We start from the raw sequence: 25,712 nt of genomic DNA, 5'->3' as shown, positions 1-25,712 counted from the left end.
ATGGCTCGCAAAGTCACAACACAGCGCAAGGTCATCATGACCGCGATTGCCTGGACGCTCGGGATCCTGATCTTCTTCCCGATCCTCTGGACCTTCCTGACGAGCTTCAAGTCGGAAGCCGATGCGATCGCCTCGCCGCCGCAGTTCCTGTTCTTCCACTGGACGACCGAGAACTATTCGGAAGTGCAGAGCCGGTCGAACTATCTCGGCCACTTCATGAACTCGGTGATCATCTCCTTCGGCTCGACGCTGCTTGGCCTGATCATCGCCATCCCGGCCGCCTGGGCCATGGCGTTCTCGCCGACCAAGCGCACCAAGGATGTCCTGATGTGGATGCTGTCGACGAAGATGATGCCGCCGGTCGGCGCGCTCATCCCGATCTACCTGATGTTCCGCAACAGCGGCCTGCTCGACAGCCGCTTCGGACTGGTGATCGTGCTGACGCTGATCAACCTGCCGATCATCGTCTGGATGCTCTACACATACTTCAAGGAAATCCCCGGCGAGATCCTCGAAGCCGCCCGCATGGACGGCGCCTCGCTCGCCAAGGAAATCATCTATGTGCTGACGCCGATGGCCGTTCCCGGAATTGCCTCGACGCTGCTGCTCAACATCATCCTTGCCTGGAACGAAGCCTTCTGGACGCTCAACCTCTCTGCCTCAAAGGCGGCGCCGCTGACGGCCTTCATCGCTTCCTATTCCAGCCCCGAAGGCTTGTTCTACGCAAAGCTTTCGGCAGCATCGACAATGGCGATCGCCCCGATCCTTATCCTCGGCTGGTTCTCGCAGAAACAACTCGTCCGCGGCCTGACTTTCGGCGCGGTGAAATAAGACTACAGGGAGAGAAACATGGGCAGCATTACCCTTCAGAAAGTCTCGAAGGTCTTCGGCGAAGCCAAGGTCATCCCTTCGATCGATCTCGATATCAAGGACGGCGAGTTCGTCGTCTTCGTCGGCCCCTCCGGCTGCGGCAAGTCCACGCTGCTCCGGCTGATCGCCGGGCTTGAGGACGTCTCGGGCGGCAAGATCGTCATCGACGGCAAGGACGCGACCGAAAGGGCCCCGTCCGAACGCGGTCTGGCGATGGTCTTCCAGTCCTACGCGCTCTATCCGCATATGAGCGTGCGCAACAACATCGCCTTCCCGCTGAAGATGGCGGGCATGGACAAGGCCGAAATCGACAAGAAGGTCGCCGATGCGGCCCGGGTGCTGAACCTGACCGACTATCTGGAGCGCAAGCCGCGCCAGCTTTCGGGCGGTCAGCGCCAGCGCGTCGCCATCGGCCGCGCGATCGTCCGCCAGCCGTCGGCCTTCCTGTTCGACGAACCGCTGTCGAACCTCGATGCCGCGCTGCGCGTCAACATGCGCATCGAGATCAGCGAGCTGCACCAGCAGCTGAAGACCACGATGATCTACGTCACCCACGACCAGGTGGAAGCCATGACCATGGCCGACAAGATCGTGGTGCTGAACAAGGGCAATATCGAGCAGGTCGGCTCGCCGCTGGAGCTCTACAAGAACCCGCGCAATCTCTTCGTCGCCGGCTTCATCGGCTCGCCGAAGATGAATTTCGTCAAGGGCCAGACGGCAGCACAGCTCGGCGCGCACACGATCGGCATTCGTCCGGAGCATGTGATGCTGTCGAACGAGAGCGGTGAGTGGAAGGGCAGGGTCACGGTCGCCGAGCATCTCGGCTCGGATACGTTCCTGCATATCGACGTCGATGGCATTGGTCCGGTAACGGCGCGCGGCGGTGGCGAGTTCGCGGCCAAGGCGGGCGACACCGTCTACCTGACGCCGGACAAGACCCGCATCCATAAATTCAACGAGGGCGGCCTCGCCATCTGAGGCGACGACCGGGCCGGGGTGGCCATGTGAAGCGGGCAGGGTGTCCGCTTCACCGATACCCGGAGCGGCTGCCGTTCCGGAAGACCTCAAGAGGACTGAGATCATGACGTGCAAACTATCGCTGGCAACGCTTACCGAAGCGGCAAAGACCGCTGCAATTCCGGCCTATGACCGGGCGTCGCTCACGGCCGGCATCGTGCACTTCGGCGTCGGCAATTTTCATCGCGCCCACCAGGCGATCTATCTCGACGACCTGTTCAACCAGGGGCAGGATCACGACTGGGCGATCGTCGGCGCGGGCATGCTGCCGTCGGACGCGGCCATGCGCGAGAAGCTCGCGGCCCAGGATTTCCTGACGACCGTCGTCGAGCAGGACAACAACAAGACCGCGGCCCGGGTCACCGGACCGATGGCCGACATTCTGCCGATCGGCGACGCCAAGGCGATCATCGCCAAGCTCTCCGATCCCGCAATCCGCATCGTCTCGATGACGATCACCGAAGGCGGCTATTTCATCGACGCTTCCGGCAAGTTCAATCCCGAGCATCCGGCGATTGCCGCCGACGGCAAGAACCCGGCGGAGCCGAAGACCGTCTTCGGCCTGATCGTTGCCGGTCTGAAGGCGCGCAAGGACAAGGGCATCGTGCCGTTCACGGTCATGTCCTGCGATAACATTCCGCATAACGGCGTCGTCACCACCAATGCTGTCGTCGGCACCGCGAAGCTTTCCGATCCGGCGCTTGCCGACTGGATCAAGGCCAATGTCGCCTTCCCGAACGCCATGGTCGACCGCATTACGCCGGCAACCGGCCAGCGCGAAATCGATCTTCTGAAGGATCAGTTCGGCATCGAGGACAACTGGCCCGTCTACTGCGAAGAGTTCAAGCAGTGGGTGCTGGAAGACAAGTTCACGGCGGGCCGTCCAGCCCTCGAAAAGGTCGGCGTCACCTTCGTTCCCGATGTCACGCCCTACGAGCACATGAAGATCCGTATCCTGAACGGCGGCCATGCGGCGATCGCCTATCCGGCGGCTCTGATGGACATTCACTTCGTGCACGACTCGATGGAAGATCCGCTGATCCGCGCCTTCCTGGCGAAGCTCGAAAAGGATGAGATCATCCCGATCGTTCCGCCGGTGCCGAACACTTCGCTGCAGGATTATTTCCAGCTGATCGAGCGGCGCCTGCTCAACCCGAAGATCGCCGATACCATTCCGCGCCTGGCGCAGGATGGTTCGAACCGTCAGCCGAAGTTCATCCTGCCCTCGACGCTCGACAATCTCAGCCAGGGCCGTGATGTCGTCGGCCTGTCGCTGGTCTCGGCGCTCTGGTGCCGCTATTTCGCCGGCAAGACCGACAGCGGCAAGGACATCGTCTTCAACGATGCTAGCGCCGACCGTCTGCATGCCGCGGCGCTGAAGGCCAAGGACGATCCGATGGCGTTCCTCGCCTTCGACGACATCTTCGGCGAAGTGGCGAAATCGGAAGTCTTCCGCAAGCGCTTCGCACATGCCCTGAAAACGCTGTGGGAAAAGGGCACCCGCGAGACGCTGCAGCTCTATCTCGACGGCAAGCTTGCAGTGTAAGCAATTGCGATGGCGGCGGATGACGCCGCCATCGACCCGCCTTGCGGCAAGCGGGCCGGCAACGCGTCCGAGAACATGGTTGGTCTTTCATGACTGAGACACGGCTTGTCATTTTCGATTGCGACGGCGTGCTCGTCGACAGCGAGCCGATATCCGTCAACGTTCTCGTCAGGGCGATGAACGATCTCGGTGTTCCGATCACGGAAGAAGAGGTCTATGGCCGCTTTCTCGGCAAGAGCCTCGCAACCGTCATCGAAACCATGAGAAACGACTATCACGTCCATGCCGGGGAAGAATTTCTTGAGCGGATGCGGGTCGATCTCTATAGCAGGTTCCGCAATGAGCTGAAGCCGATCGAGGGCATCGGCGAGACGATCGACGCGCTGCATCTGCCCTGCTGCGTGGCCTCGTCCAGCCAGGTCGAGCGCATCAAGCTTTCGCTTTCCGTCACCGGGCTGATCGACAAGCTGCCGAACATCTTCAGCGCCAGCATGGTCAAGAATGGCAAGCCGGCACCGGACCTTTTTCTGCATGCAGCGCGGGAAATGCATGTCGCGCCCGAGAACTGCGTCGTCATCGAAGACAGCCCCGCAGGCATCGAGGCGGCAAAGGCCGCGGGCATGCGCGTCTTTGCCTTCACCGGCGGCTCGCACGCCAACTTTGAAGGCTATCGTGCTGAACTTGACCGGCTTTCGCCCGAAGCGGTGTTTGACGTGATGCCGGATTTGATACACCTTATCCAGAAACAAAAGCTGGATGGGATGCACCCCTGATGCATGATCACGTGGTTGCGGTGGATGTCGGCACCGGCAGTGCGCGCGCCGGTGTCTTCGATGCCACCGGCCGGTTGCTTGGCAAGGCCGAGCATCCCATCATCATGAACAGACCGCGCGAAAACCACGCCGAGCACGATTCCGAAAATATCTGGTCCGCCGTCTGCATCTCGGTCCGCAAGGCCGTGGAGCAATCCGGCGTGGCGCCCGCCTCGATCGGCGCGATCGGCTTCGACGGGACCTGCTCGCTTGTCGTGCGCGATGTGGAGGGGCGGCAGATTTCCGTTTCGACCGGTGGCGAAAAGCGGTTCGACACGATCGTCTGGCTCGATCACCGGGCGCTACAGGAGGCTGATTTCTGCACGGCGACCGAACATGCGGTGCTGGAGCATTCCGGGCATTTCATGTCGCCCGAAATGGAAATGCCGAAGCTGATGTGGCTGAAGAAGAAGCTGCCGGGCACCTGGATGAATGCCGGCTACTTCTTCGACCTGGCCGACTTCATGACCTGGAAAGCGACGGGATCGCTAAACCGCTCGCGCTGCACGCTGACGGCCAAGTGGAATTATCTCTCCCATGAGGAACAGGGCTGGCGGAAAGACTTCCTGGCGAAGATCGGCCTTGAGGATCTGCAGGAGCGCGGGCATCTGCCCGACGATACGATTCCGGTCGGCTCCAGCGTCGGCACGCTGACGCAGGAAGCGGCCTCGGCCCTCGGTTTGACGACGGCATGCCACGTCTCGGCGGGGATGATCGATGCCTATGCCGGAGCGCTCGGAACGCTCGGCGGCTTTGCCGATGATCCACGCGCGCTCGAGCGGCAGCTGGCGCTGATCGCCGGTACATCGAGCTGCATCGTTTCCTTCTCGCGCGAACGGCGGCCGAGCCACGGCATGTGGGGGCCGTATTACGAGGCGGTGTTTCCGCAGTCCTGGCTCGTCGAGGCCGGACAGTCGGCGACAGGTGCGCTTCTCGATCATATCGTGCGCATGCATGCTGCAGGCGGCGAGCCGACGGCGGCACTGCACCAGAAGATCGCCGCCCGCGTTGCGCAGCTTCGCGCCGAGGAGGGCGATGACGCCTTCGGCGCCCGCATTTTCGTGTTGCCGGACTTCCACGGGAACCGCTCGCCACTGGCCGACCCGCACGCTGTCGGCGTCGTCAGCGGATTGACGCTCGACACGTCCTTCGACGGCCTCTGCGCGCTCTATTGGCGCACGGCCGTCGGGATCGCGCTCGGCATCCGGCATATCCTCGAGAAGATGAAGGAATATGGCTACGTGCCGGATACGCTGCATGTGGCAGGTGGCCATGTGAAGAATCCGGTGCTGATGGAGCTCTATTCCGATGCGACGGGATGCAAGGTGGTGGTGCCGAAGATGAACGAGGCGGTACTGCTCGGCACGGCAATCGCCGCATCTGTCGCCTGCGGCCTGCATCGTGATCTCGCAGCCGCCGGAACCGCCATGTATCCAGGCGGCGACGAGCGCAGCCCGAATGCCGGGAAGCGAGCGATGTACGATCGGGAATATCGCCGGCTGCTGGCGATGTATCGCCACCGCGCCGAGCTGGAGGCGATGGATTAACCTCCGCCGCGGCCCTCGCCCAGGATGGCGCCGAATTCGGCCATGCGGCGTTCGCGCTGCTGTGCTTCGTCGCCGGTGGCGGCGATCACCGTTTCCGAGAGGCAATCGAGCAAGGCCATCAGCGGCGGCAGGTTGTCGTCATCGGGGACGCGGGAGGGCGGCAGCGTCAGCATGATATTGGATTGATCCGGCATCCAGTCATTGTTCTCGGCAGCGATCAGGACGACCTTGTAGCCGTAGCGCCGCGCCGTTCTGGCAAGCAGCCGGGCGCGGGCGAAGCGGCGGCTGTCGACGATGACGAGGAGCGCGCCTTCGCCGGTCTGGCGGGCAAACAATTCGGCGAAACGGCTGCCGGAGCCATCAAGGGCCCGCACACCATCGCGGGCGCGGGTCAGCCGCTGGGCGAAATGCGAGGCGAAGCCGGCCATGCGGGCATGCGTGGCGATGAAGACTTCGCGCGCGCCGGAGATCATCGCCACGGCTTCGGCCCATTGGGGCTGGGCGGTGAGATGATAGATGTGGTGCAGGGCCTGAATCTGCTCGGTTACCAGCAGAGCCAGCGGCTTGCCGCTCGATGCGTCGGTCTGCAGTTCGGTGAGCGAGGTCTGCAATTGCACCGGCGAAGTGACCGCGGTTTCGCGGATGTGGATCTTGACGCTGTCTAGACCCTGATAGCCGAGCGCGCGCAGAAAGCGGCCGACGGTCATCGGGCTGAGGTCCAGCCGGTCGGCGACGGAGGCCGCCGTTTCGAAGGGTAGATCGTTCAGATGCTCGGTGAAATATTTCGCGATCCGGCGCTCCGCTGGGGTGCCGGATTTCACGTAGTGCCTGAGCTTCTGGACGAAGTCTTCCACGCGGGCATCCCCTCACTGGCAGAGGCGCGGAGGCTTCCGATGCGCTTAGGCGAGACTTGCCGTTTGCAACTATTTCCGGAAGCTGCGTCTCAGGCTCAAGTTTAGATCGAATAGTTTGCAGTATATATTAGTGTCTAGTTGCAGACAAGTTTTCCATTGTTGCATGTAATTTTATTTCCGCTTGCCGTTCTGCGCGGGGATTCCTACATCCGGGACAACACATGGAGACGCCAAAGCATGATCCTTGACGCCGCTCGTCTGTCCTTCCGCAATCTTCTCGCCGCCGAGACGCGCTCGGTCTTCTGGAAGGTTCTCGGCCTTACCCTGCTGGTGCTGGTGGGGCTGTGGTTCGTGCTGCGCAGCCTGTTTGCCACGCTGCTCTTTCCCTGGATCGCGGGCTTCTTTCCGCAGATGCCGGAATGGGCAGGATGGCTGAGCTTCGTCTTCGCCATCCTTGCCGGTCTCGGGCTGGCGCTTGGTCTCGCGCTGCTGCTATCGCCGGTCACGGCGCTGATCGCCGGACTGTTTCTCGACGATGTGGCCGAGGTTGTGGAAAAGCGGGACTATCCAAATGACCGGCCGGGCAACGCCATGCCGTTCGGACCGGCGCTGGTGAGCTCGATCAAATTTCTGGGCGTGGTGGTCGTCGGCAACCTGATCGCGCTGTTTCTGCTCTTCATCCCCGGCGTCAACCTGATCGCCTTCTTTATGGTCAACGGCTATCTGCTGGGGCGGGAATTCTTCGAATTTGCGGCGATGCGCTTCCGGCCGCCCGAGGAGGCCCGCGCGTTCCGGGCCAAGCACGGATCGACGGTCTTCCTGGGCGGCCTTGTCATCGCGGCCTTTCTTGCGGTGCCGTTCCTCAATCTCCTCACGCCGCTCTTTGCCGCCGGCATGATGGTGCACCTGCACAAGCTGGTGTCGCAGAAGGATCCGGCCTTCAGAGGCTAGGCCAGGCGGGCAGCGCCGAGGCGTCGTACATGGCGGCAAACTCGGCGCTCGGCGGGATCGGCTTGATGATGTCGATCAGCACGCCGTTCGGATCGGCGGTGATGAAATGCCGCTGGCCGAAATCCTCGTCGCGCAGATCGCGCATGATCGGCAGCCCGGCCGTCTTGCATGCGGCATAGATCGTATCGACATCCTCGACCTCGAAATTCAGAAGCAGGCCGGAGACCTTGCCGCGCGCCTGCTCGGGAATGGTCTCGTGGCTGCCGTCGAGGATCGCAAGGGTGACGTTCTCATTTTCCATGGACTGGAGATGAATGTACCAGTCGGCTTCAAATAGCGCCTGAAAGCGGAAATGCGTGATGTAGAAGGCCGCCGTGGCCGCCACGTCATCGGTCATGATCACCGGATAATAGCTCGTCGATTTCATTTCGTTGCTCCTCTTTGATTTGCGTACAGTTTGTATGTTTTTTCGTTTAACATACATGCGGCGTGTATGTAAATAGGGGGTATGAGCAGGACCAATCGCGAACGAACCGAACAGACACAGCAGGCGCTGATTGCGGCTGCGCGCCGCCTCTTCGTCGACAAGGGCTATGCCGAGACCGCGACGCCGGACATCGTTTCGGCGGCGGGTGTGACGCGCGGGGCGCTCTATCACCACTTCGAGGACAAGCGGGCGCTTTTTCGGGCGGTCATCGAACAGGAAGCGGAGACGGTTGCGGAAGAGATCGAGAGCCGCTCGGCGAATGCGCAATCGCCGCGCGATGCGCTGCTCTCGGGCGCTTCAGCCTATTTCGATGCCATGGCGGCGGAGGGGCGCACGCGGCTTCTGTTGCTGGAGGCACCGGCGGTTCTCTGCGCCGAAGCATCGGCGATCGACCGCGAGAATGCCGAGGAAAGCCTGCGGCGGGGATTGGCGGCGATGCTGCCGGCCGCCGGGGCGCAGCTTGGACCGCTGACATCACTGTTGTCAGCCGCCTTTGATCGCGCGGCGATCGAGATCGAGCAGGGCGGGGTGCGGAAGGATTACGAGCGGGCGATTGCCAGCCTACTCGACGGCCTCGCCGATCACCTGCGGCGGTAGCTCGACCAGCTGCGCCGGCATTTCCCAGGTCTTCTCCGCCGATTTACAGATATCGGCGATGATACAGTGCTCGCATTCCGGACGTCTGGCCTTGCAGGTATAGCGCCCATGCAGGATCAGCCAGTGATGGGCGTGGTAGAGATACTGTTTCGGCACCACCTTCATCATCCGCTCTTCGACCTCATCCGGCGTCTTGCCGGGGGCGAGCCTGATGCGGTTGGCAATGCGGAAAATATGGGTATCGACGGCCATGGTCGCCTGGCCGAAGGCCATAGAGAGCACGACATTGGCGGTCTTGCGGCCGACGCCCGGCAGGCGGATGAGCTCTTCGAGCGTCTGCGGCACGACGCCGCCGAAATCATCGACCAGCATCTGCGAGAGAGCCATGACGTTCTTCGCCTTGTTGCGATAGAGGCCGATGGTCTTGATGTAGTCGCGCACCTGCTCTTCGCCGAGAGCCAGCATCTTCTCGGGGGTGTCTGCCGCCCTGAAGAGGGCGCGGGTTGCCTTGTTGACGCCGGCGTCCGTCGCCTGCGCCGAAAGCGCCACGGCGACCACGAGCGTGAAAGGATTGCTGTGCTCCAGCTCGCCTTTCGGCTCCGGCCGCTGGATCGAAAAGCGGCGGAAGATCTCTTCGCGCTCAGCCTCGGTATAGGCGGTGCGCACCGCCGTCTTCTTGCGGCGGACGATCACTTTTGAGTTTGCGGAAGTCCGGGAAGCGGATTTGAGTTTCGGTTCGGCCATGGACAATCTATACTCGCCAGCCATGACGGAAAGCAACGCCGACAGCGCAGGCGAACAGCCTGTTTTCGCAGCTGAACTCTTCCCCTACCGCTCTCTCGGCCGCAAGGGGTTCCGTATCATGCTGGCGATATCGGGCGGGATCTGCTGCCTCTACGGAATGTTCTTTATCGTCACCGGCGCTTGGCCGATCGGCTTCTTCTTCGGGCTCGATTTCGCGCTGCTCTACGGCGCTTTCTGGCAGAACTACCGGTCGGGGCGGGCACGCGAGGAAGTGACGGTGTCGCGTACCGATGTGGCGATCCGAAAATTCGCGCCGTCGGGCAAGATGGTCGAGCATCATTTCAATCCCTTCTGGACCCGCTTTCTCGTGCGACGGCATGAAGAGATCGGCATTCTGTCGATGCATGTCTCGGGGCAGGGACGGCGGACGGATATCGGCTCCTTCCTCAATCCCGATGACCGCGAAAGCTTCGCCAAAGCCTTTAAGGGGGCGCTGGCGACCGTCAAGCAGCGGTTATGAAAGTGGCGCAAGAAACGGGTGGCTCGCGAGATCGCGCTTGATTATCTCCTTGTTACAAGGAGAAATACGATGAACATGATCGCAAATCTGAACAGAGACATCACGCCTGACGGTCCCGACTACGAGACCGTGCGGCAGGTCATCGAATTGATCACCGAGGATTACCGCGACCAGCCTTCGCTGGACGATATCGCCGCGCGCCTCAACCAGTCGCCGACGCAGCTGCAGAAGACCTTTACGCGCTGGGCCGGGCTTTCGCCGAAGGCTTTCCTGCAGGCAGTGACGCTCGATCATGCCAAGCGCCTGCTGCGGCAGGAGGAGTTGCCGCTTCTCGAAACCGCGTTCGAGGTCGGCCTGTCCGGGCCGAGCCGTTTGCACGATCTCTTCGTGACCCATGAGGCGATGTCGCCCGGCGAATGGAAGGCGAGGGGCGGCGGGCTGACCATTCGCTACGGCTTCCACCATTCGCCGTTTGGCGTTGCGTTGGTCATGGCCACCGATCGAGGGCTCGCCGGCCTAGCCTTCAGCGATCTCGGAGACGAGGCGGCCTGTTTCGACGATATGGCCTGCCGCTGGCCGAATGCCGAATATGTCGAGGACAATCAGGCGACCGCGCCCTATGCCGAGCGCATCTTCCAGCCGGGCAAGTGGTCGTCGGAGCAGCCGCTGCGGGTGGTGCTAATCGGCACGGACTTCCAGGTGCGCGTCTGGGAAAGCCTGCTGAAGATCCCGTTCGGCAAGGCTGTCACCTACAGCGATATCGCCAATGACATCGGCAATCCGAAGGCGATGCGGGCTGTCGGGGCTGCTGTTGGCGCCAACCCGATTTCGTTTGTTGTGCCGTGTCATCGTGCGCTCGGCAAGAGTGGTGCTCTGACGGGATATCATTGGGGTCTGACGCGCAAGCGTGCGATGCTTGGGTGGGAGTCGGCGCACGCCTGATAGTTTTGCGCGAGCAGCCCCCTCATCCGGCTGCCGCCACCTTCTCCCCGCTGGGGAGAAGGGGACTCGCGGTGGTCTTCGGTCTTCCCTTCTCCCCTCGGGGAGAAGGTGCCCGAAGGGCGGATGAGGGGGCCAGATCAGCAGAGCTAGCCTTCAGCCAGTTCCAGCAGCGCCTTGGCGGCACTCTCATCGGTGATCAGAGTGTTGCAGCCGATACGCTTGATCGTTGCGCGAATGGCGGTGGCGCGATGGGCGCCGCCTGAGGAGAGCACGATGTGCTTGGCCTTCTTCAGCGTATCGAGATCGACGGACATGACGCGGCTGTTGATCGAGTGATCGATGGTGTTGCCGTCCTTGTCGAGGAAGTTGAACATCGTATCGCAGACGCAGCCGGCGTCGATCAGTTCCTGCAGTTCGGCCTTGGAAATCCAGCCCTCGGACAGGGAGGTGGAGTGCGGGCCGATATCGCCGCAGGAGACGATGGCGAGATCGAGATTTTCGGCGAGACGGTAGATGGTTTCCAGCCCGCATTTGTCGATCAGGTTCCGTTTCGTCTCGGTGGAGTCGACGAGCAGCGGCGCCAGGAACATGTGGCATTCGGCGCCGAGCTGGTTTGCCAGACGCCAGGTATAATCGATCGGGTTCGTCTGATGCACTGCGACGATGCCGCCGAGCAGGGAGACGACCTTGCAATTGTCGCGCCTGGGCGGGCGGAAGCTTGAAAGCGATGCCGTCATCGTGCGGCCCCAGCCGACGCCGATCGTATAGTCGTCGGGGATTGCCTCGGACAGTAACTGGCCGAGCGCCAGGCCGACGCTTTTTGCCAGAGCATTGACGTCGTTGTTGACGGGCGAGGGAACGACGATTGCCTCGTCGAGGCCATAGGCGCGTTCCAGCTTGACCGAGAGCTCGACGCAGTCGCCGATGGAATCGTTGATCCAGATCTGCACTTCGCTGCGCTTCATCGCCTCGTCGAGGAGGCGGATCACAGTCGTGCGGCTGATGCCGAGCTGTTCGGCAACATCCTTCTGGGTCAGGCCCTGATTGTAATAGAGCCATGCCGCCCGCAGACGCAGCGACGAGGCTTCGGAATAGGCGGTATGCGTGCCGCGCTTCAGCTTGACCACATCTTCTCTCGCGAAAATTTCACCCTAGTTTGCTTCAGCAAGCGAAAGGGGTGCAGGCATTCCTTTGTTCCCCGGCGATAATGACGGGTGTGACACTTATGTCAATTGAAATGCACAAATGTCCTTGACTTTCGATGAACTGGATTGCCATATTATCGATGACAGAAGTCGTTCTTGTCCGTCCGAGGAGGACAGTGTGCGGGCATGCGGGAAGTCAGGACCGGCCATGGTGCCGCGGGCATTGCCTGCGCGGAATTATCGCGCCATTCTTTCCCTCCGCACCGGGAACACTGCGGGTGTTCCTCACGTTAGCCCAATAGCCGTGATGGAGCCGCGCCTTTTCGCCTGCAACACGAACGTCAGCATTCCGTAGATCACCTCTTTTCCGGGCGAAGATCGCGCCGGTCCGCAGCTCAGTCACAAAGGATTTTGACCATGACATCCAAGCTTGACCAACTCCGCGAGATAACCACGGTGGTTGCCGATACCGGTGACATCGAGGCTGTTGCCCGTCTGAAGCCGGTCGATTGCACCACGAACCCGAGCATCGTTCTGAAGGCATTGGGCACGCCGATGTTTGCCGATGCGATCAAGGAAGGCGTTGCCTGGGGCAAGAAGCAGGGCGGCAATGCCGAGGCCGTTTCGGCTGCCGTTGCCGATCGCTTGGCGATCTCCGTTGGCGCGGCTCTCGTGAAGCTCGTCCCGGGCCGCGTTTCGACCGAAGTCGATGCCGATCTTTCCTTCGACACCGAAGCATCGCTTGCCAAGGCCCGTTCGATCATCGCCGCCTACAAGGAGCGCGGCATCGAGCGTGACCGCATCCTGATCAAGCTCGCTTCCACCTGGGAAGGCATCCGCGCCGCCGAAGTGCTGCAGAAGGAAGGCATCGACTGCAACCTGACACTTCTCTTCTCGAAGGCCCAGGCCGTTGCCTGCGCCGACGCCAAGGTATTCCTGATCTCGCCCTTCGTCGGCCGTATCCTCGACTGGTACAAGAAGTCGACCGGCAAGGAATTCACCCCTGAGGAAGATCCGGGCGTCATCTCGGTGCGCGACATCTACAACTACTACAAGGCCAACGACATCAAGACGATCGTCATGGGCGCCTCGTTCCGCAGCGCCGGCGAAATCGAAGCGCTGGCCGGTTGCGACCGCCTGACGATCGCTCCGAACCTGCTCGACGAACTGTCCAACGACCAGGGCAAGCTGGAGCGCAAGCTCTCGCCCGAGACCGTGAAGCCGGCTGCGAAGATCAGCGTCGACGAAAAGACCTTCCGCTGGATGATGAACGAAGATGCGATGGCGACCGAAAAGCTCGCCGAAGGCATCCGCGCCTTCGCCAAGGACCTCGGCACGCTGCGCGGCATGGTTCAGAAGGAACTGCAGCTCGCCGCTGCCTGATCCTGCCGGATAAGTGTTTCAAAAGGCCCGGACGCCGATGGTGTCCGGGCCTTTTTCATGGTGATATCGTCAGCCGAGGCAGGAGAAGCGGAATGGCAGGCAGCAAGCGCTCCGGTTTTATGACCTACGCAATCAGACACGGCAGTTTCATCATCGCCTTCGCCGCCGGGTTCGCCGTTTTCCTGCTGCTGACATCGCGTGACGTGAATACCAAGAACGTGCTGGTTGGCTGGAATGTCACGGCCATCGTCTTCATCGGCATCAGCTGGCGCAAGATGCTGCGGGCAACCGTCTCGGATATCCGGCGGCGCTCGGAGGATCTGGATTTTTCCGATACGTTCGTGCTGTTCCTGTCGATCGCTGCGGCTGTGGCCAGCATTGCCGGCATCGGCCTGGAACTGCATTCCGTCAAGGATGCTCCCCCTGACGTCGCCTTCGCACGGGCGATCGCGGCTGTCGTCACGATTCTGATTTCCTGGGTGTTCCTGAACACGCTCTTCACCATCCACTATGCCCACCGCTTCTATGGTGGGCCGGACAAGGGCGAGGGGCTGATGTTTCCCGACAAGATAGAGGAGCCCACCTATTGGGACTTCCTCTATTTCTCCTTCACCATCGGGGTGGCGGCGCAGACGGCCGATGTGGCGGTGTCATCGCGGATCATGCGCAAGATCGCCCTGCTGCATGCGATCCTGTCGTTTCTTTTCAACACGACGATCCTGGCATTGGCGATCAATGTCGGGGCGAGCCTGCTTTAGGCCCGCCCGTGAGACGCGGTGGGCGCTAGAGAATGGCTTGTCCCGCCATCAGCGCGAGGATGAGGAAGATCAGGAAGATCACCAGCGCGATGCCGAAGAGTACGCGCGCGATCGTCGCGGTGGCAGCCGAGATGCCGGAGAAGCCGAAGAAGCCGGCGATCAGCGAAATAACGAAAAATATGAGAGCCCACTTAAGCATGGAAGTTTCCTCTGTGTTGGACGCAGAAGATGACGCGGCAGACGGCGATTTGTTCCCGTGTCAGAATAAAATCGATTGAAATAACAGGCGATTTTCTAATGTTCCGGCATCGCCGGGTTGCGGGGCTTTTCAACCGGGCTTCGATCTGTTTCAAACTTTGCCCAGGAAGAGCCCCCAATTCCTAAGGATGACGATCTGCCGCATATTTGTGCGCGGCAGGCGGGCTGAAGGCGTGGGGATTTTTCATCGATTTGCCCCATCGACGAAAGTGCCTTGATGTCCTCCCTCTTTGATCCCTCCGTCATTTCCATCTATCTCGAAGTCATCATGATCAACATCATCCTCTCCGGGGATAATGTGATCGTCATCGGCATGGCTGCCGCCGGTCTTGCGCCTGAACTGCGCGGCAAAGCGATCGTGTCCGGTATCGCGGCTGCCGCTGTCATCCGCATCGTCTTCGCCGTCATTGCCGCGGAACTGCTCGTCATCAAGGGCATCAACCTGATCGGCGGACTGCTGCTCCTCTGGATCTGCTGGACGATGTTCAAGGAGCTGCGGGAAGCCGGCGAAGAGGAAGAGGGGGGCGACGAGGCCGGGCATCATGCCCACAAGCCGAAGCTGCTGCGCCAGGCGATCGGCCAGATCATCTTCGCCGATCTTTCCATGTCGCTGGACAACGTGCTGGCCGTCGCTGGGGCGGCGAAGTCGAACATGACGGCGCTGATCTTCGGCCTCATTCTCTCCGTCGTGCTGATGGGCGTTGCCTCGAATTTCGTGGCGAAGCTGCTCAGCCGCTTCCGTTGGATCGGCTGGATCGGGCTGGCGATCATCGTCTATGTCGCGCTCGACATGATCTGGGAAGGCGGCTGGGAAGTCTGGACCCTCTATGGGGCGCAGATCGCCGGTTAGGGCTTCAGGCCGGAGAGCAGCGCGATCAGCTGTGCCTGGCGCTGCGTTCCGGTTTTCGAGAGCACGCGTTTCACATAGCCGCGCGCCGTCTCATATTGCAGGCCGCAGATCGTGGCGATCTCGCGCGGCGAGGATCCGTCGAGCAGCAGCCGTGCCACCGTCGCCTCCTGGGGCGTCAGCGAAAAGGTGCTGCGCAAGAGCTCGATGCTCGGGCCGTCGCGCTCGCCGAGATCGGTGATCAGCGCCACGACACTCGAATGGGCGAAGAGATCGGCCGCAAAGCCCTGCAGCTTCTGAACGCGGGCCACGAGCGGCGGCTTTCCCGTCCGGGTGATGCGAATGGCAGGCAGTTCGATGAACAGCGCGCCGTCGGCGGCCGAGAGCACCTGGCGCTGCAGCTGTGCCGCCTCGCTCTGCTTCAGGGTGAAAAGCTCTCCCCCGGCGATACGGATTTCCTCGTCGAGCAGGCCTTCGGCGCGTGCGTTGAGATGGGTGATGCGGCCCTTCCGGTCGAAGAAGATTGCGGCCGCAGCCGTCATGTCGAAGGCTTCGCCCATGCCGCCGACCTTCGCCGCATCCAGCGTGCGCACCAGTTCGGCGGCGGATGACAGGCTCGATTGCATGCCGAGAAGCGCCGCCTCGTCATTGCGGTCGAAGGGGGCGTCATGGATGCCGCGCTGCAAGTTGATGCTGAGCGTCGTGCCGCGGGCCTGAAACAGCACCATCGCGGAATAGCGCATGCCGAAGCGCGCCAGGAAGTCGGCATAGAAGGCGTGCTGGGAGAAATCGCTGCTGGTGGCGATGTCATGCTCGATGACGACGCCCTTGGTCAGGCCGATCTGCAGGCCGCGCTCGCGAAAGTCCCGCTTGTACCAGCCTTCGGAGAAATAGATGTCGAAGGCCTCCAGAAAATTAGGGGTGGTGAGGACGCCGGCCTCGAACTTTCCACGCACCGGCATGATGTGGGTGCCGACCGAGCCGGTGGCCCGGCTGATCGCCTCCAGCGTGCCGTCCCACTGTTCCGGCATCAGCGCCGAATCCATCAAGCCGCCAAGGGCGCGCTGGAGTTCCGGAATATTAATCTGCGATGCCATTGAAAGTAATCAGCCTTTTTAGCCCCCCGCGGCTATTGCCAAGGCTTTGCTCAAATATGGAGCATATATTCGTTCAACGCAATATTGAAATATATCCACAAAAAGACCGCCGTAGTTGTTTACAGCGGTCTGAAATCACAAATATGTTATCTCAATAACCCGTTTGGGTTATTCAGCCGTGGTTGATCATTACATGGCGCACGGCGGTATAATCTTCGAGCGCATAAACCGACATATCCTTGCCATAGCCGGATTGCTTCAGGCCGCCATGCGGCATTTCGTTGGTGAGCATGAAGTGGGTGTTGATCCACGTGCAGCCATATTGCAGGCGGGCGGCCGTCTTCATGCCGCGGCCGATATCCTTGGTCCAGACGGAGGAGGCGAGGCCGTAGTCGCTGTCGTTCGCCCAGGTGACGGCGTCCTCGACATCGCTGAAACGGGTGACGGAGACGACCGGGCCGAAGACTTCGCGACGGACGATCTCGTCGTCCTGCGTGGCGCCGGCAATCACGGTCGGCGTGTAGAAGAAGCCCTTGTCGCCGGAGGTCTTGCCGCCCGTGGTGATCTCCATGTGCTTGTGCTCGGAGGCACGGGCGACGAAGCTCTCGACACGGTCACGCTGGCGCTTGGAGATCAGCGGACCGATCTCGTTTTCGGTGTCGTCGGCCTGGTTGAACTTGATCGACGAGACAGCCGAAGACAGGTCGGCGACGAAGCGGTCATAGACCTTTGCATCGGCATAGATGCGGCAGGCGGCGGTGCAATCCTGGCCGGCATTGTAATAGCCGAAGGTGCGGATGCCGGCGACGACCGCATCGATATCAGCGTCGTCGAAGACGATGACGGGAGCCTTGCCGCCGAGTTCCAGATGGGTGCGCTTCACCGTCTTGGCGGCGGCCTGCAGCACCTTCTTGCCGGTCGCGACATCGCCGGTGATCGAGACCATGCCGATCTTCGGATGGTTGATCAGCGCGTTGCCGACGCTCTCGCCGCGGCCGAGGATGACGTTGACCACACCTTCAGGCAGGATTTCGGAGAGCAGCTTTGCCATCTTCAGCGCCGTCAGCGGCGTCTGTTCCGAGGGCTTGAAGACGACGGTGTTGCCGCCGGCGATCGCCGGTGCCAGCTTCCAGGCCATCATCATCAGCGGGTAGTTCCACGGCGCGATCGAGCCGACGATACCGATCGGGTCGCGGCGGATCATCGAGGTGTGTCTCGGCAGGTATTCGCCGGCGGCGGGGGCATGCAGGTTGCGCACGGCGCCTGCGAAGAAGCGGTAGCAATCGACGATCGCCGGGATTTCGTCATTGAGGACGGCGTTGATCGGCTTGCCGCAGTTCAGCGCCTCAAGCGCGGCAAAACCCGCAGCATCCTTCTCGATCGCGTCGGCAATCTTGAGGAGATAGGAAGAGCGCTCGCCGGGCGTCGTCTGCGACCAGCTCTTGAAGGCCTTCTCGGCGGCATCGACGGCGTTGTCGATCTGGCCGAGCGAGGCTTCCGGCAGGTCGACGACCTTCTCGCCGGTCTTGGGGTTGAGGACGTGTTCTTCCGTCTCCGTGCCCGCTTCGAAACGTGAACCGATCAGCATTTTGGTGTCCATGATGTTCTCCCTTTCGTTCATCGAGCGGATGGGGGCATCCCACTCTGGTTTATTTTCCGGCCCCGGCGATCTGGTCGCCATCGCGGGTGAGGTAATAGGCTGCCAGGATCGGCAGGAAGGTGACGAGCACGACGACCATGGCGACCACGTTGGTCACCGGGCGCTGGCGCGGACGGATTAGCTCTTCCAGCATCCAGATCGGCAGCGTCGATTGCTGGCCGCCGGTGAAGGTGGTGACGATGACTTCGTCGAAAGACAGCGCGAAGGCAAGCATGCCGCCTGCCAAGAGCGCCGTGCCGATATTCGGCAGCACGACATGGCGGAAGGTCTGGAAGCCGTCGGCACCGAGATCCATCGAGGCCTCGATCAGCGATCCCTGCGTGCGGCGGAAGCGGGCGACGGCGTTGTTATAGACGACGACGACGCAGAAGGTGGCGTGGCCGAGGACGATCGTCCAGACCGAAAAGGGGATGTCGAACAGGCTGAAGGCCGAGCGCAGCGCGATGCCGGTGATGATGCCCGGAAGCGCGATCGGCAGGATGACGAGCAGCGAGATCGCCTCCCGGCCGAAGAATTTCGTCTGGCTGACAGCGGCGGCGCAGAGCGTGCCGAGCACGAGCGCGATCGCCGTTGCAATGCAGGCGACCTGAACGGAGAGGCCAAGGGCGTTCCAGACATCCGGGCGGTTCCAGGCAATGGCGAACCACTGCAGGGTTAGACCCGGTGGCGGCCACTGGTAGCTTTTCTCTTCTGTCGTGAAGGCGTAGACGAAGATCAGCAGGATCGGCAGATGCAGGAAGAGCAATCCGGCACCGGCGGCAATCTTCAGGAGAAGCGGGGATTTCTGTCCGCGATCAGAGCGCATCGAAAGCCCCCATGCGTTTGGCAAGCCAGAGATAGATGGCCATGATGACGATCGGCACGACCGAGAAGGCGGCGGCGAGCGGCACGTTGCCGGCCGTGCCCTGCTGCGTATAGACGGCCTGGCCGATGAAGAGGCGCGACGAGCCGATGATCTGCGGGATGATGTAGTCGCCGAGCGTCAGCGAGAAGGTGAAGATCGATCCGGCGACGATGCCGGGCAGCGCCAGCGGGAAGAGCACCGTGCGGAAGGTCTGGCGCGGGGTGGCGCCGAGATCCGACGAGGCCTCGATCAGGTTGCCGGGGACGCGCTCCAGCGCTGCCTGCGTCGGCAGGATCATGTAGGGCAGCCAGATATAGACGAAGACGACGAAGGTGCCCAGATAGCTGACGGAGAGCGAATTGCCGCCGACCACCGGCAGGTTCAGGATGCCGTCGAGCAGCCAGGAAAGGTAGAGCTTGCCGAAGAACCAGGTGAGGATGCCTTCCTTGGCGAGGATCAGCTTCCAGGCATAGATCTTGACGAGATAGCTCGACCAGAGCGGCAGCATGATGCCGAGATAGAAGAGCACCTTCCACTTTCCCTTGGCATAACGCGCCGCATAATAGGCGATCGGGAAGGCGATGACGGCGGAGGCGAGAGTGACGAGCGCCGCCATCAGGATGGTGCGGACGATGATGTCGAAATTGGTCGGGTTCAGCAGCTGCGCATAGGTCGACAGCGTGAACTCGTAGCTGATCATCCCCGAGAAATCGTCGATCGAGAAGAAGCTCTGCAGCAGCAGCGCGATCAGCGAGCCGATATAGATGATGCCGAGCCAGAGCAGCGGCGGGGTCAGCATCAGGAAGAGCAGCAGTTTCGGATGGCGCCAGAAGGCGTCCGAGAGGCGGCCGAAGAAGCCGCCGCGCCCCGGCAGGATCGATGTGTCCTTGCCTGTCATCGCAATGGCGCTCATGCCGCATCATCCATGTAGTGGACGTCGCCCGGCTGCCAGCCGAGACGAACGCTGGAGCCGACATCAGGCACGTCCGCACCAGCGGGCAGCATGACATGCAGGCGCGTGCCGCGGATATCGACCGTCAGGCGTGTCGCAGCACCCAGGAAGCTGGCATTCTCGACGCGGGCCTCTGCACCGTCGCCAAGGCGGATCGCCTCGGGACGCAGGCTCGCCCAGCGCTTCTCGCCGCCGAGCGAGGCCATGAAATCCGGGGCGATGACGTTCGACGAGCCCACGAAATCGGCGACGAAGCGGGTCTTCGGGCGGCGGTAGATATCGTGCGGCGTGCCTTCCTGGACGATGCCGCCATTGTTGAAGACGGCGACGCGGTCGGCCATGGACAGGGCCTCGCCCTGATCGTGGGTGACGAAGATGAAGGTGATGCCGAGGGCGCGCTGCAGGCTCTTCAGCTCTTCCTGCATCTGCTCGCGCAGTTTCAGATCGAGCGCGCCGAGCGGTTCGTCGAGGAGCAGCACCTTCGGCTTGTTGACGAGGGCGCGGGCGAGCGCCACGCGCTGCCGCTGGCCGCCGGAGAGCTGGCCCGGGCGGCGGCTGCCATAGCCCGGCAGCTTGACGAGCTCGAGCGCCTTTTCCGCTTCGCGCAGGCGCTCGGCCTTGCCTGTTCCCTTGACCATCAGGCCGTAGGCGACGTTGTCGAGAATGTTGAGATGCGGGAAGAGCGCGTAGTCCTGGAAGACGGTGTTGACGTTGCGCCGGTACGGCGGCACGCCTTCGGCCTTCTCGCCGAAAATCTGGATGTGGCCGCCAGTCGGCTGTTCGAAGCCGGCAATCAGGCGCAGGCATGTCGTCTTGCCGGAGCCGGACGGGCCGAGCATGGCAAAGAATTCGCCGGGCGCGATCTCGAGATCGACGCCGTCAACGGCGCGAACCTGGCCGAAATGACGCGAGACCTGCTGGAAACGGACGGCGGGTGTCATGGGTGGGCTCCAGTCTTGGCATTCAGTCTTGGATTTCAATTGCGGTGTTCAGACCCCGCCCCAAACCCCTCCCCACAAGGGGAGGGGCTTAACCCGCCTTGTCCCTCTCGGAGAACGCAGACGCTGAGATTGGAGCGAGGCGGTGCCGCTTGCTAGCCCCTCCCCCTTGTGGGGAGGGGTTTGGGGCGGGGTAATTACCGCCCGCCGATCACGCCGACATAGTCGGAAACCCAGCGGTGATAGGGCACGCATTCGCTCTGCGTCGTGCACTTCGCGACCGGGGTCTTCCAGAACTTGATCTTGTCGAAGTGGTCGAAGCCGTTGGTGGCGCAACCGGTGTCGGTCATCAGCTCGTTGCCCTTGCAGGCGGCCGGGACGGAGGGAACGGCGCCGAACCAGGCGGCGGCGTCGCCCTGAACCTTGGCGGACAGCGAGTGTTCCATCCACATATAGGCGCAGTTCGGGTGCTCGGCGTCGGCATGCAGCATGGTGGTGTCAGCCCAGCCTGTGACGCCTTCTTCCGGGAAGGTCGAGGCGATCTTCTGCTTGTCGGCCTGCATCAGGTTGACCTGGAACGGCCAGGAGCCGGAGGCGACGACGCCTTCGTTCTTGAAGTCGTCGATCTGGATCATCGCGTCATGCCAGTAGCGGGAGACGAGTTTGCGCTGGCCGCGCAGCAGGTCGAGGGCCGCCTTGTACTGGTCTTCGTTCAGCTCGTAGGGATCCTTGATGCCGAGCTCGGGCTTGTGCGCCATCAGATACATGGCGGCATCGGCGATATAGATCGCGCCGTCATAGGCCTGGACGCGGCCCTTGTTGGACTTGCCGTCCGGCAGGGTTTCTTCCTCGAAGACGACCTTCCAGCTGGTCGGCGCCTTATCCTTGAAGGCGTCGGTGTTGTACATCAGGACGTTCGGTCCCCAGAGATAGGGCACGCCGTAGTGAACGCCACCGACTGTGTACCACGGACCGTTCTGCAGGCGAGGATCGACATTCTTGAAGCCGGGGATCAGATCGGTGTTGATCGGCTGGACGCGCTTGCCGGCGATCAGGCGCAGCGAGGCGTCGCCCGACGCGGTGACGAGGTCGAAGCCGCCTTCGTTCATCAGCGAGACCATTTCGTCGGATGTCGCGGCGGTCTTGACGGTCACCTTGCAGCCGGTGTCCTTTTCGAAGCCGGTCACCCAGTCGTAATTCTTGTCGGTTTCGCCGCGCTCGATATAGCCGGCCCATGCGACGATGCTGACCGCACCTTCGCCCTTGCCCAGTTCCTTCAGCGGTTCGGCGGCAATCACCTGTGTTGCAAAGCTCAGGCACGCGAGCGCGGCCGTGCAGGATTTCAAGAGATTCGTCATCGTCTGTCTCCCGGTTTGAGCCGCTTGCTGCGGCATTTTGTTCCCGGTTGAAAAGTTGCGATGAAAAATCCGCTTTCGCAAATTCATTTATCAGAAAGACGTTATCGGAAATTCCGATATCAGGAACGGACGCGGCCGGAGCGCATGCTTTCGGCAATGCCGACGAAGTCGCGCGCCGCCTGCGGCAGGCTCGATCCCTTGCGCCAGACCATGCCGACCTGAACGACGGGGAGCGATCCCGAAACATCGCGGCTTTCGATGCGGTCGCCTTCCAGCGACCAAGGGCGGTAGACGAGATCGGGCAGCAGGGCGACGCCAGCGCCGGTGGCGACAAGGCTGCGGACAGCCTCGACAGAGCGGGTGCGGAACGCTACATGCGGGCGGGCGCCGAGGGCCGAGAGCAGCTTGCCGGTATTCTCCTCGATCTCATCGACCGTCAGCATGATCAGCGGTTCGCGGGCAATATCGGCAACGGAGATGATATCGGCCGAAACCAGCGGATGGCCCATCGGCAGCCAGAGGCGATAGGGCGACGTTTCCAGGATTTCCGCCTGCAGCGCCATGCGGTCGCGCAGGTTGGAGATGACCATGACGGCGACATCGAGCTCACCGCCGACAAGCAGATGTTCGAGATAGCCGCCATTGTCCTCGATGGCGCTGACATCGACGCCGGGGCAGGCGCGGCGGTAGCGGGCGAGGAGATCGGAGAGCACATAGCCCGCGACGAGCGAGGTGACGCCGATGTTCAGCGTTCCCGACAGTGCGCTTTGTTGGCCGGAGAAGCTGGTGCGCGCGTCCGAGACGGTCGCCAGGATCTTCGTGGCGTGGCGCAGGAACTGGTGGCCGTTATGGGTGATGGTCAGGCCGCGCGGATGGCGATCCAAGAGCGAGACGCCGAGGTCGGTTTCAAGCTCCTTCAGCGCCTCGGTGACGGAGGATTGGGAGATGGAGAGGTTCTGCGCCGCCCGCGTCACCGAACCCTGCTCGGCGACTGCGACGAAATATTGAAGCTGACGAAGCGTGAAGGCCATGCGGCTTTAGAGCATGCCGAAATACACGCTGACAAGTCTGTGAACTACCGGACCTTTTTTGGCCTTTTATTCTCACCCCTGCGTTTTTACTGGCCGCACTTAAGCATTCCGAAACGTCGCTTGAATAGTTTTCCGAGCATGTATCGAGTTGGAGTTTTGCCGATGACGGAGCAGTTGGCGTGAAGGCCTTACTGCGCATATTCCGGCCGTCCCGGAAACTGGCGTTCGTTATCGGCGGTGTGGCGCTCTTCGCAGGCGCCTCCGGCGGTGCGGCGCTTTATGTCGGCAAAGATGCGATCCTTGGTCCTCCGGCAGAAGAAGTGAACGGTGCCTCCTGCACCGACGTCAATCTCGTGACGATCAAGAAGCAGGAGCATGTCTGGATCCGCAAATACATCAAGACCGAACCCACCGACGGGATGACCCGCGTGCGGACCGCTCTGCGGGTGGCGCAGGCGATCTATGCGGACAGCAAGCCGGATCTGGTGCAGGTCGTGGTGCTCGACCAGAACGGCCCGACGCTGCGCTCCGATATTCGCGGCCGGGCGATCGGCGCCGACGTCGTCTATATCCCGCATCCCGAAAAGATGATCGAGGGCATCGACGACAAGCCCTATACCGCCCGCTACTATGACGGCCAGGCCAGCCAGAACGGCCTGTTCTTCGGCGAGCGCGTCGATCTCCCGGAAGACGAGATCAAGACGCTGAACGCGTCCTTCAAGGAATATTCCGACTGCATCGATCCGACGGCCGTTGCCTCGACCGAGGGTGGCGAAGGCGGTGAGGGCGGCAAGAAGGGCGCCAAGGCCGAGAAGGCCAAGGGCGGCGAGGGCGAAGGCGAGGCCAAGGCGGAAGGCGGAGAAGCCAAGGCCGAGGGCGGCGAAGCCAAGGCTGAAGGCGGAGAAGGCGAGGCAGCGCCCGCCGAGGCTCCGGCCGAAGGTGGCGGCGAGGAAGCCGCGCCCGCCAAGAGCGGCCACTAACAAAAATCACCGGACACAAAAAAGCGGAGCGTCCTTTCGGGCGCTCCGCTTTTGCATTTGAAGTTCGTCAGTCTCAGTCCGTCTTGCTGCGGCGGGCCGGGAAGAGGATGACGTCGCGGATCGACGGTGCGTTGGTGAGCAGCATGATCAGGCGGTCGACGCCGATGCCGAGACCGCCGGCGGGGGGCATGCCCTGGTCGATCGCATCGAGGAATTCGTCGTCCAGCTGCTTGTCCTTTTCGCCGCGGGCATGGGCCTGCTCAAGCTGCTCGACCATGCGGCGGCGCTGCTCTTCCGGATCGTTGAGTTCGGAGAAGGCGTTGCCGAGTTCCCAGGCGTTGCAATAGGTCTCGAAGCGCTCGACGAGGCGCGGCTCGCCCGGTACTTCCTTGGCGAAGGGCGAGATGTCCTTCGGGAAATGGGTGACGTGGCTCGGCTGGATCAGCGTGCCCTCGACCTTCTCTTCGAAGATGAAGGCCAGGCATTCGCCCCAGGTCCAGTCCTTCTCGACTTCGAAGCCGGCGGCCTTGGCGGCGGTGCGGGCTTCTTCATCGGTCTTCATCGCAAGGAAGTCGATGCCGGTCACTTCCTTGACGGCGTCGGGCATCGGCACGCGCTTGAACGGACCCTTGAAGGAGATTTCCTTGTCGCCGAAGGCAAATTCGGTCTTGCCGTGGATCGACAATGCGAGCGTCTCGAACAGCCGCTCGACGAGGTCCATGATGTCCTCGTAGTCGGCATAGGCCCAGTAGCACTCCATCATCGTGAATTCTGGATTGTGCCGGGTGGAGACGCCTTCGTTGCGGAAGTTGCGGTTGATCTCGAACACCTTGTCGGTGAGGCCGGAGACCAGCGTGCGCTTCAAGAACAGTTCCGGCGCGATGCGCAGGTACATGTCGAGCTTCAGCGTGTTGTGATGCGTCTTGAAGGGCTCAGCAGTCGCGCCGCCGTAAACCGAGTGCAGCATCGGCGTCTCGATTTCCATGAAGCCGTCACTTTCCATGAAGCGGCGGATACCGGAGACAATCTTCGAACGCTGCTGGAAGCGGAGCTTCGATTCCTCGTTGCTCATGATGTCGAGGTGGCGCTTGCGATAGCGGATCTCGACATCCGCAATACCATTCCACTTCTCCGGCATGGGAAGAAGCGACTTGGTCAGCATGGTGATTTCGCGGGCGTTGATCGAGAGCTCGCCGCGCTTGGTGCGGCGGACGGTGCCGGTGACGCCGATGATGTCGCCGATGTCGATCATGGCGAGCATGTTGCGGGCTTCTTCCGGCGTCACGTCCTTGTGGCTGAAGATCTGGATCTTGCCGCCGGCGTCATGGATATCCATGAACATGCCGGAATTGCGCGAGGAATAGACGCGGCCGGCAACGGTCACGACATCGGTCGTCTCGACGTCGGATTCGAGATCCTTGTACTTCTCGGCGAGCTCGGCATTGGTGATGGTCCGGTGGAAATGCGCCGGATAGACATCGCCGATCTGTTCGCGCAGCAGCTTCAGCTTCTGGGCGCGCACTTCGGTTGCGTCGGAAGAAAGGGTCGCTGTTTCGGTCTTTTCGGTCATGGTG

At 61.9% G+C, this 25,712-nt stretch carries 26 protein-coding genes and 1 pseudogene; 14 read left to right on the top strand and 13 right to left on the bottom strand.

What is annotated here, in order from left to right; translation table 11 throughout:
• The 5 genes from ACODR6_RS26085 (at nucleotide 1) to ACODR6_RS26065 (ending at nucleotide 5,792) form a co-directional block, all read left to right on the top strand.
• Nucleotides 1-831, top strand: a complete 831-nt coding sequence (locus ACODR6_RS26085) for a carbohydrate ABC transporter permease (protein WP_112719800.1) — start codon at nucleotides 1-3, stop codon at nucleotides 829-831.
• Between the two features lie 18 nt (nucleotides 832-849).
• A complete protein-coding gene (locus ACODR6_RS26080; RefSeq protein ID WP_112719799.1) occupies nucleotides 850-1,848 on the top strand; it encodes an ABC transporter ATP-binding protein in 999 nt (332 codons plus the stop codon).
• 103 nt (nucleotides 1,849-1,951) lie between these two features.
• Nucleotides 1,952-3,433, top strand: coding sequence for a mannitol dehydrogenase family protein (locus tag ACODR6_RS26075; protein ID WP_489025214.1), 1,482 nt, complete (start codon nucleotides 1,952-1,954; stop codon nucleotides 3,431-3,433).
• An 89-nt stretch (nucleotides 3,434-3,522) separates the two neighbouring features.
• The gene (locus ACODR6_RS26070; RefSeq protein WP_489025212.1) at nucleotides 3,523-4,206 is read left to right on the top strand and encodes an HAD family hydrolase; all 684 of its coding nucleotides are present in this window, start codon (nucleotides 3,523-3,525) and stop codon (nucleotides 4,204-4,206) included.
• A complete protein-coding gene (locus tag ACODR6_RS26065; RefSeq protein WP_112719796.1) occupies nucleotides 4,206-5,792 on the top strand; it encodes an FGGY-family carbohydrate kinase in 1,587 nt (528 codons plus the stop codon). Before ACODR6_RS26070 ends, ACODR6_RS26065 begins: the two co-directional genes overlap by 1 nt.
• Here the strand turns inward: ACODR6_RS26065 and ACODR6_RS26060 are convergent.
• Nucleotides 5,789-6,646 carry a MurR/RpiR family transcriptional regulator gene (locus ACODR6_RS26060; RefSeq protein WP_130282295.1) on the bottom strand — a complete coding sequence of 286 codons (858 nt, stop codon included), beginning with the start codon at nucleotides 6,644-6,646 and terminating at the stop codon, nucleotides 5,789-5,791. The two genes, ACODR6_RS26065 and ACODR6_RS26060, sit on opposite strands and share 4 nt — an antisense overlap.
• A gap of 237 nt (nucleotides 6,647-6,883) precedes the next feature.
• On the opposite strand from ACODR6_RS26060, the gene ACODR6_RS26055 reads away from it, so the two are divergent.
• Nucleotides 6,884-7,597, top strand: a complete 714-nt coding sequence (locus tag ACODR6_RS26055) for a sulfate transporter family protein (RefSeq protein WP_489025209.1) — start codon at nucleotides 6,884-6,886, stop codon at nucleotides 7,595-7,597.
• Here ACODR6_RS26055 and ACODR6_RS26050 read toward each other — a convergent pair.
• Nucleotides 7,587-8,024, bottom strand: coding sequence for a VOC family protein (locus tag ACODR6_RS26050; protein WP_489025207.1), 438 nt, complete (start codon nucleotides 8,022-8,024; stop codon nucleotides 7,587-7,589). The two genes, ACODR6_RS26055 and ACODR6_RS26050, sit on opposite strands and share 11 nt — an antisense overlap.
• A gap of 81 nt (nucleotides 8,025-8,105) precedes the next feature.
• Here ACODR6_RS26050 and ACODR6_RS26045 point away from each other — a divergent pair, with 81 nt between their 5' ends.
• The gene (locus ACODR6_RS26045; protein ID WP_489025205.1) at nucleotides 8,106-8,681 is read left to right on the top strand and encodes a TetR/AcrR family transcriptional regulator; all 576 of its coding nucleotides are present in this window, start codon (nucleotides 8,106-8,108) and stop codon (nucleotides 8,679-8,681) included.
• On the opposite strand, the gene nth is transcribed toward ACODR6_RS26045, so the two are convergent.
• Nucleotides 8,646-9,449: an endonuclease III gene (gene nth, locus ACODR6_RS26040; protein WP_489025203.1), complete on the bottom strand. Its 804-nt coding sequence runs from the start codon at nucleotides 9,447-9,449 to the stop codon at nucleotides 8,646-8,648. The genes ACODR6_RS26045 and nth overlap by 36 nt on opposite strands.
• Here nth and ACODR6_RS26035 point away from each other — a divergent pair.
• The 3 genes and pseudogenes from ACODR6_RS26035 to ACODR6_RS26025 all read left to right on the top strand — a co-directional run.
• The gene (locus ACODR6_RS26035; RefSeq protein ID WP_489025201.1) at nucleotides 9,448-9,945 is read left to right on the top strand and encodes a DUF2244 domain-containing protein; all 498 of its coding nucleotides are present in this window, start codon (nucleotides 9,448-9,450) and stop codon (nucleotides 9,943-9,945) included. The two genes, nth and ACODR6_RS26035, sit on opposite strands and share 2 nt — an antisense overlap.
• A 69-nt stretch (nucleotides 9,946-10,014) precedes the next feature.
• Nucleotides 10,015-10,887 carry a methylated-DNA--[protein]-cysteine S-methyltransferase gene (locus ACODR6_RS26030; RefSeq protein WP_489025199.1) on the top strand — a complete coding sequence of 291 codons (873 nt, stop codon included), beginning with the start codon at nucleotides 10,015-10,017 and terminating at the stop codon, nucleotides 10,885-10,887.
• Nucleotides 10,862-11,048, top strand: a pseudogene (locus ACODR6_RS26025) (hypothetical protein); the annotation flags it as partial. The gene ACODR6_RS26030 and the pseudogene ACODR6_RS26025, both read left to right, overlap by 26 nt.
• Here the strand turns inward: ACODR6_RS26025 and ACODR6_RS26020 are convergent.
• The gene (locus ACODR6_RS26020; protein WP_489025197.1) at nucleotides 11,034-12,014 is read right to left on the bottom strand and encodes a sugar-binding transcriptional regulator; all 981 of its coding nucleotides are present in this window, start codon (nucleotides 12,012-12,014) and stop codon (nucleotides 11,034-11,036) included. The pseudogene ACODR6_RS26025 and the gene ACODR6_RS26020 overlap by 15 nt on opposite strands.
• 435 nt (nucleotides 12,015-12,449) lie before the next feature.
• Here ACODR6_RS26020 and tal point away from each other — a divergent pair, with 435 nt between their 5' ends.
• Together tal and ACODR6_RS26010 are read left to right on the top strand one after the other, a co-directional pair.
• On the top strand, nucleotides 12,450-13,415 hold the full coding sequence (gene tal, locus ACODR6_RS26015) for a transaldolase (protein WP_112719788.1): 966 nt from the start codon (nucleotides 12,450-12,452) through the stop codon (nucleotides 13,413-13,415).
• Between the two features lie 92 nt (nucleotides 13,416-13,507).
• Nucleotides 13,508-14,173, top strand: a complete 666-nt coding sequence (locus tag ACODR6_RS26010) for a DUF1345 domain-containing protein (protein ID WP_489025195.1) — start codon at nucleotides 13,508-13,510, stop codon at nucleotides 14,171-14,173.
• A 25-nt stretch (nucleotides 14,174-14,198) separates the two neighbouring features.
• Here ACODR6_RS26010 and ACODR6_RS26005 read toward each other — a convergent pair whose 3' ends face one another.
• Entirely contained in the window at nucleotides 14,199-14,372 is a 174-nt protein-coding gene (locus ACODR6_RS26005) for a DUF1328 domain-containing protein (RefSeq protein WP_112719786.1), read from the bottom strand.
• 276 nt (nucleotides 14,373-14,648) lie between these two features.
• Here ACODR6_RS26005 and ACODR6_RS26000 point away from each other — a divergent pair, with 276 nt between their 5' ends.
• Nucleotides 14,649-15,281 (top strand): YjbE family putative metal transport protein, encoded by a 633-nt coding sequence (locus ACODR6_RS26000; protein ID WP_489025193.1) that lies wholly within the window; start codon nucleotides 14,649-14,651, stop codon nucleotides 15,279-15,281.
• Here ACODR6_RS26000 and ACODR6_RS25995 read toward each other — a convergent pair.
• The 7 genes from ACODR6_RS25995 to ACODR6_RS25965 form a co-directional block, all read right to left on the bottom strand.
• On the bottom strand, nucleotides 15,278-16,375 hold the full coding sequence (locus tag ACODR6_RS25995; protein WP_130282283.1) for a helix-turn-helix transcriptional regulator: 1,098 nt from the start codon (nucleotides 16,373-16,375) through the stop codon (nucleotides 15,278-15,280). The genes ACODR6_RS26000 and ACODR6_RS25995 overlap by 4 nt on opposite strands.
• A gap of 172 nt (nucleotides 16,376-16,547) precedes the next feature.
• Nucleotides 16,548-17,975, bottom strand: coding sequence for a gamma-aminobutyraldehyde dehydrogenase (locus ACODR6_RS25990; protein ID WP_489025191.1), 1,428 nt, complete (start codon nucleotides 17,973-17,975; stop codon nucleotides 16,548-16,550).
• Nucleotides 17,976-18,024: 49 nt separating this feature from the next.
• A complete protein-coding gene (locus ACODR6_RS25985; protein WP_413710331.1) occupies nucleotides 18,025-18,840 on the bottom strand; it encodes an ABC transporter permease in 816 nt (271 codons plus the stop codon).
• Entirely contained in the window at nucleotides 18,830-19,792 is a 963-nt protein-coding gene (locus tag ACODR6_RS25980; RefSeq protein WP_489025188.1) for an ABC transporter permease, read from the bottom strand. The genes ACODR6_RS25985 and ACODR6_RS25980 overlap by 11 nt, the downstream gene beginning before the upstream one ends.
• Nucleotides 19,789-20,772 (bottom strand): ABC transporter ATP-binding protein, encoded by a 984-nt coding sequence (locus ACODR6_RS25975; protein ID WP_489025186.1) that lies wholly within the window; start codon nucleotides 20,770-20,772, stop codon nucleotides 19,789-19,791. Before ACODR6_RS25975 ends, ACODR6_RS25980 begins: the two co-directional genes overlap by 4 nt.
• A 194-nt stretch (nucleotides 20,773-20,966) precedes the next feature.
• Nucleotides 20,967-22,127 (bottom strand): ABC transporter substrate-binding protein, encoded by a 1,161-nt coding sequence (locus ACODR6_RS25970; protein WP_449098062.1) that lies wholly within the window; start codon nucleotides 22,125-22,127, stop codon nucleotides 20,967-20,969.
• 119 nt (nucleotides 22,128-22,246) lie between these two features.
• Entirely contained in the window at nucleotides 22,247-23,158 is a 912-nt protein-coding gene (locus ACODR6_RS25965; protein ID WP_489025184.1) for a LysR family transcriptional regulator, read from the bottom strand.
• 179 nt (nucleotides 23,159-23,337) lie between these two features.
• Here ACODR6_RS25965 and ACODR6_RS25960 point away from each other — a divergent pair, with 179 nt between their 5' ends.
• On the top strand, nucleotides 23,338-24,138 hold the full coding sequence (locus tag ACODR6_RS25960; protein WP_199628928.1) for a hypothetical protein: 801 nt from the start codon (nucleotides 23,338-23,340) through the stop codon (nucleotides 24,136-24,138).
• Nucleotides 24,139-24,211: 73 nt separating this feature from the next.
• Here the strand turns inward: ACODR6_RS25960 and lysS are convergent, their stop codons facing one another.
• The gene (lysS, locus tag ACODR6_RS25955) at nucleotides 24,212-25,708 is read right to left on the bottom strand and encodes a lysine--tRNA ligase (protein WP_449098060.1); all 1,497 of its coding nucleotides are present in this window, start codon (nucleotides 25,706-25,708) and stop codon (nucleotides 24,212-24,214) included.
• Nucleotides 25,709-25,712: the final 4 nt, after the last annotated feature.

This window comes from Rhizobium sp. FG96 (genome assembly GCF_057808655.1).
Note: the sequence above shows the minus strand (reverse complement) of the source record. Positions and strands in the feature narration are given on the sequence as shown.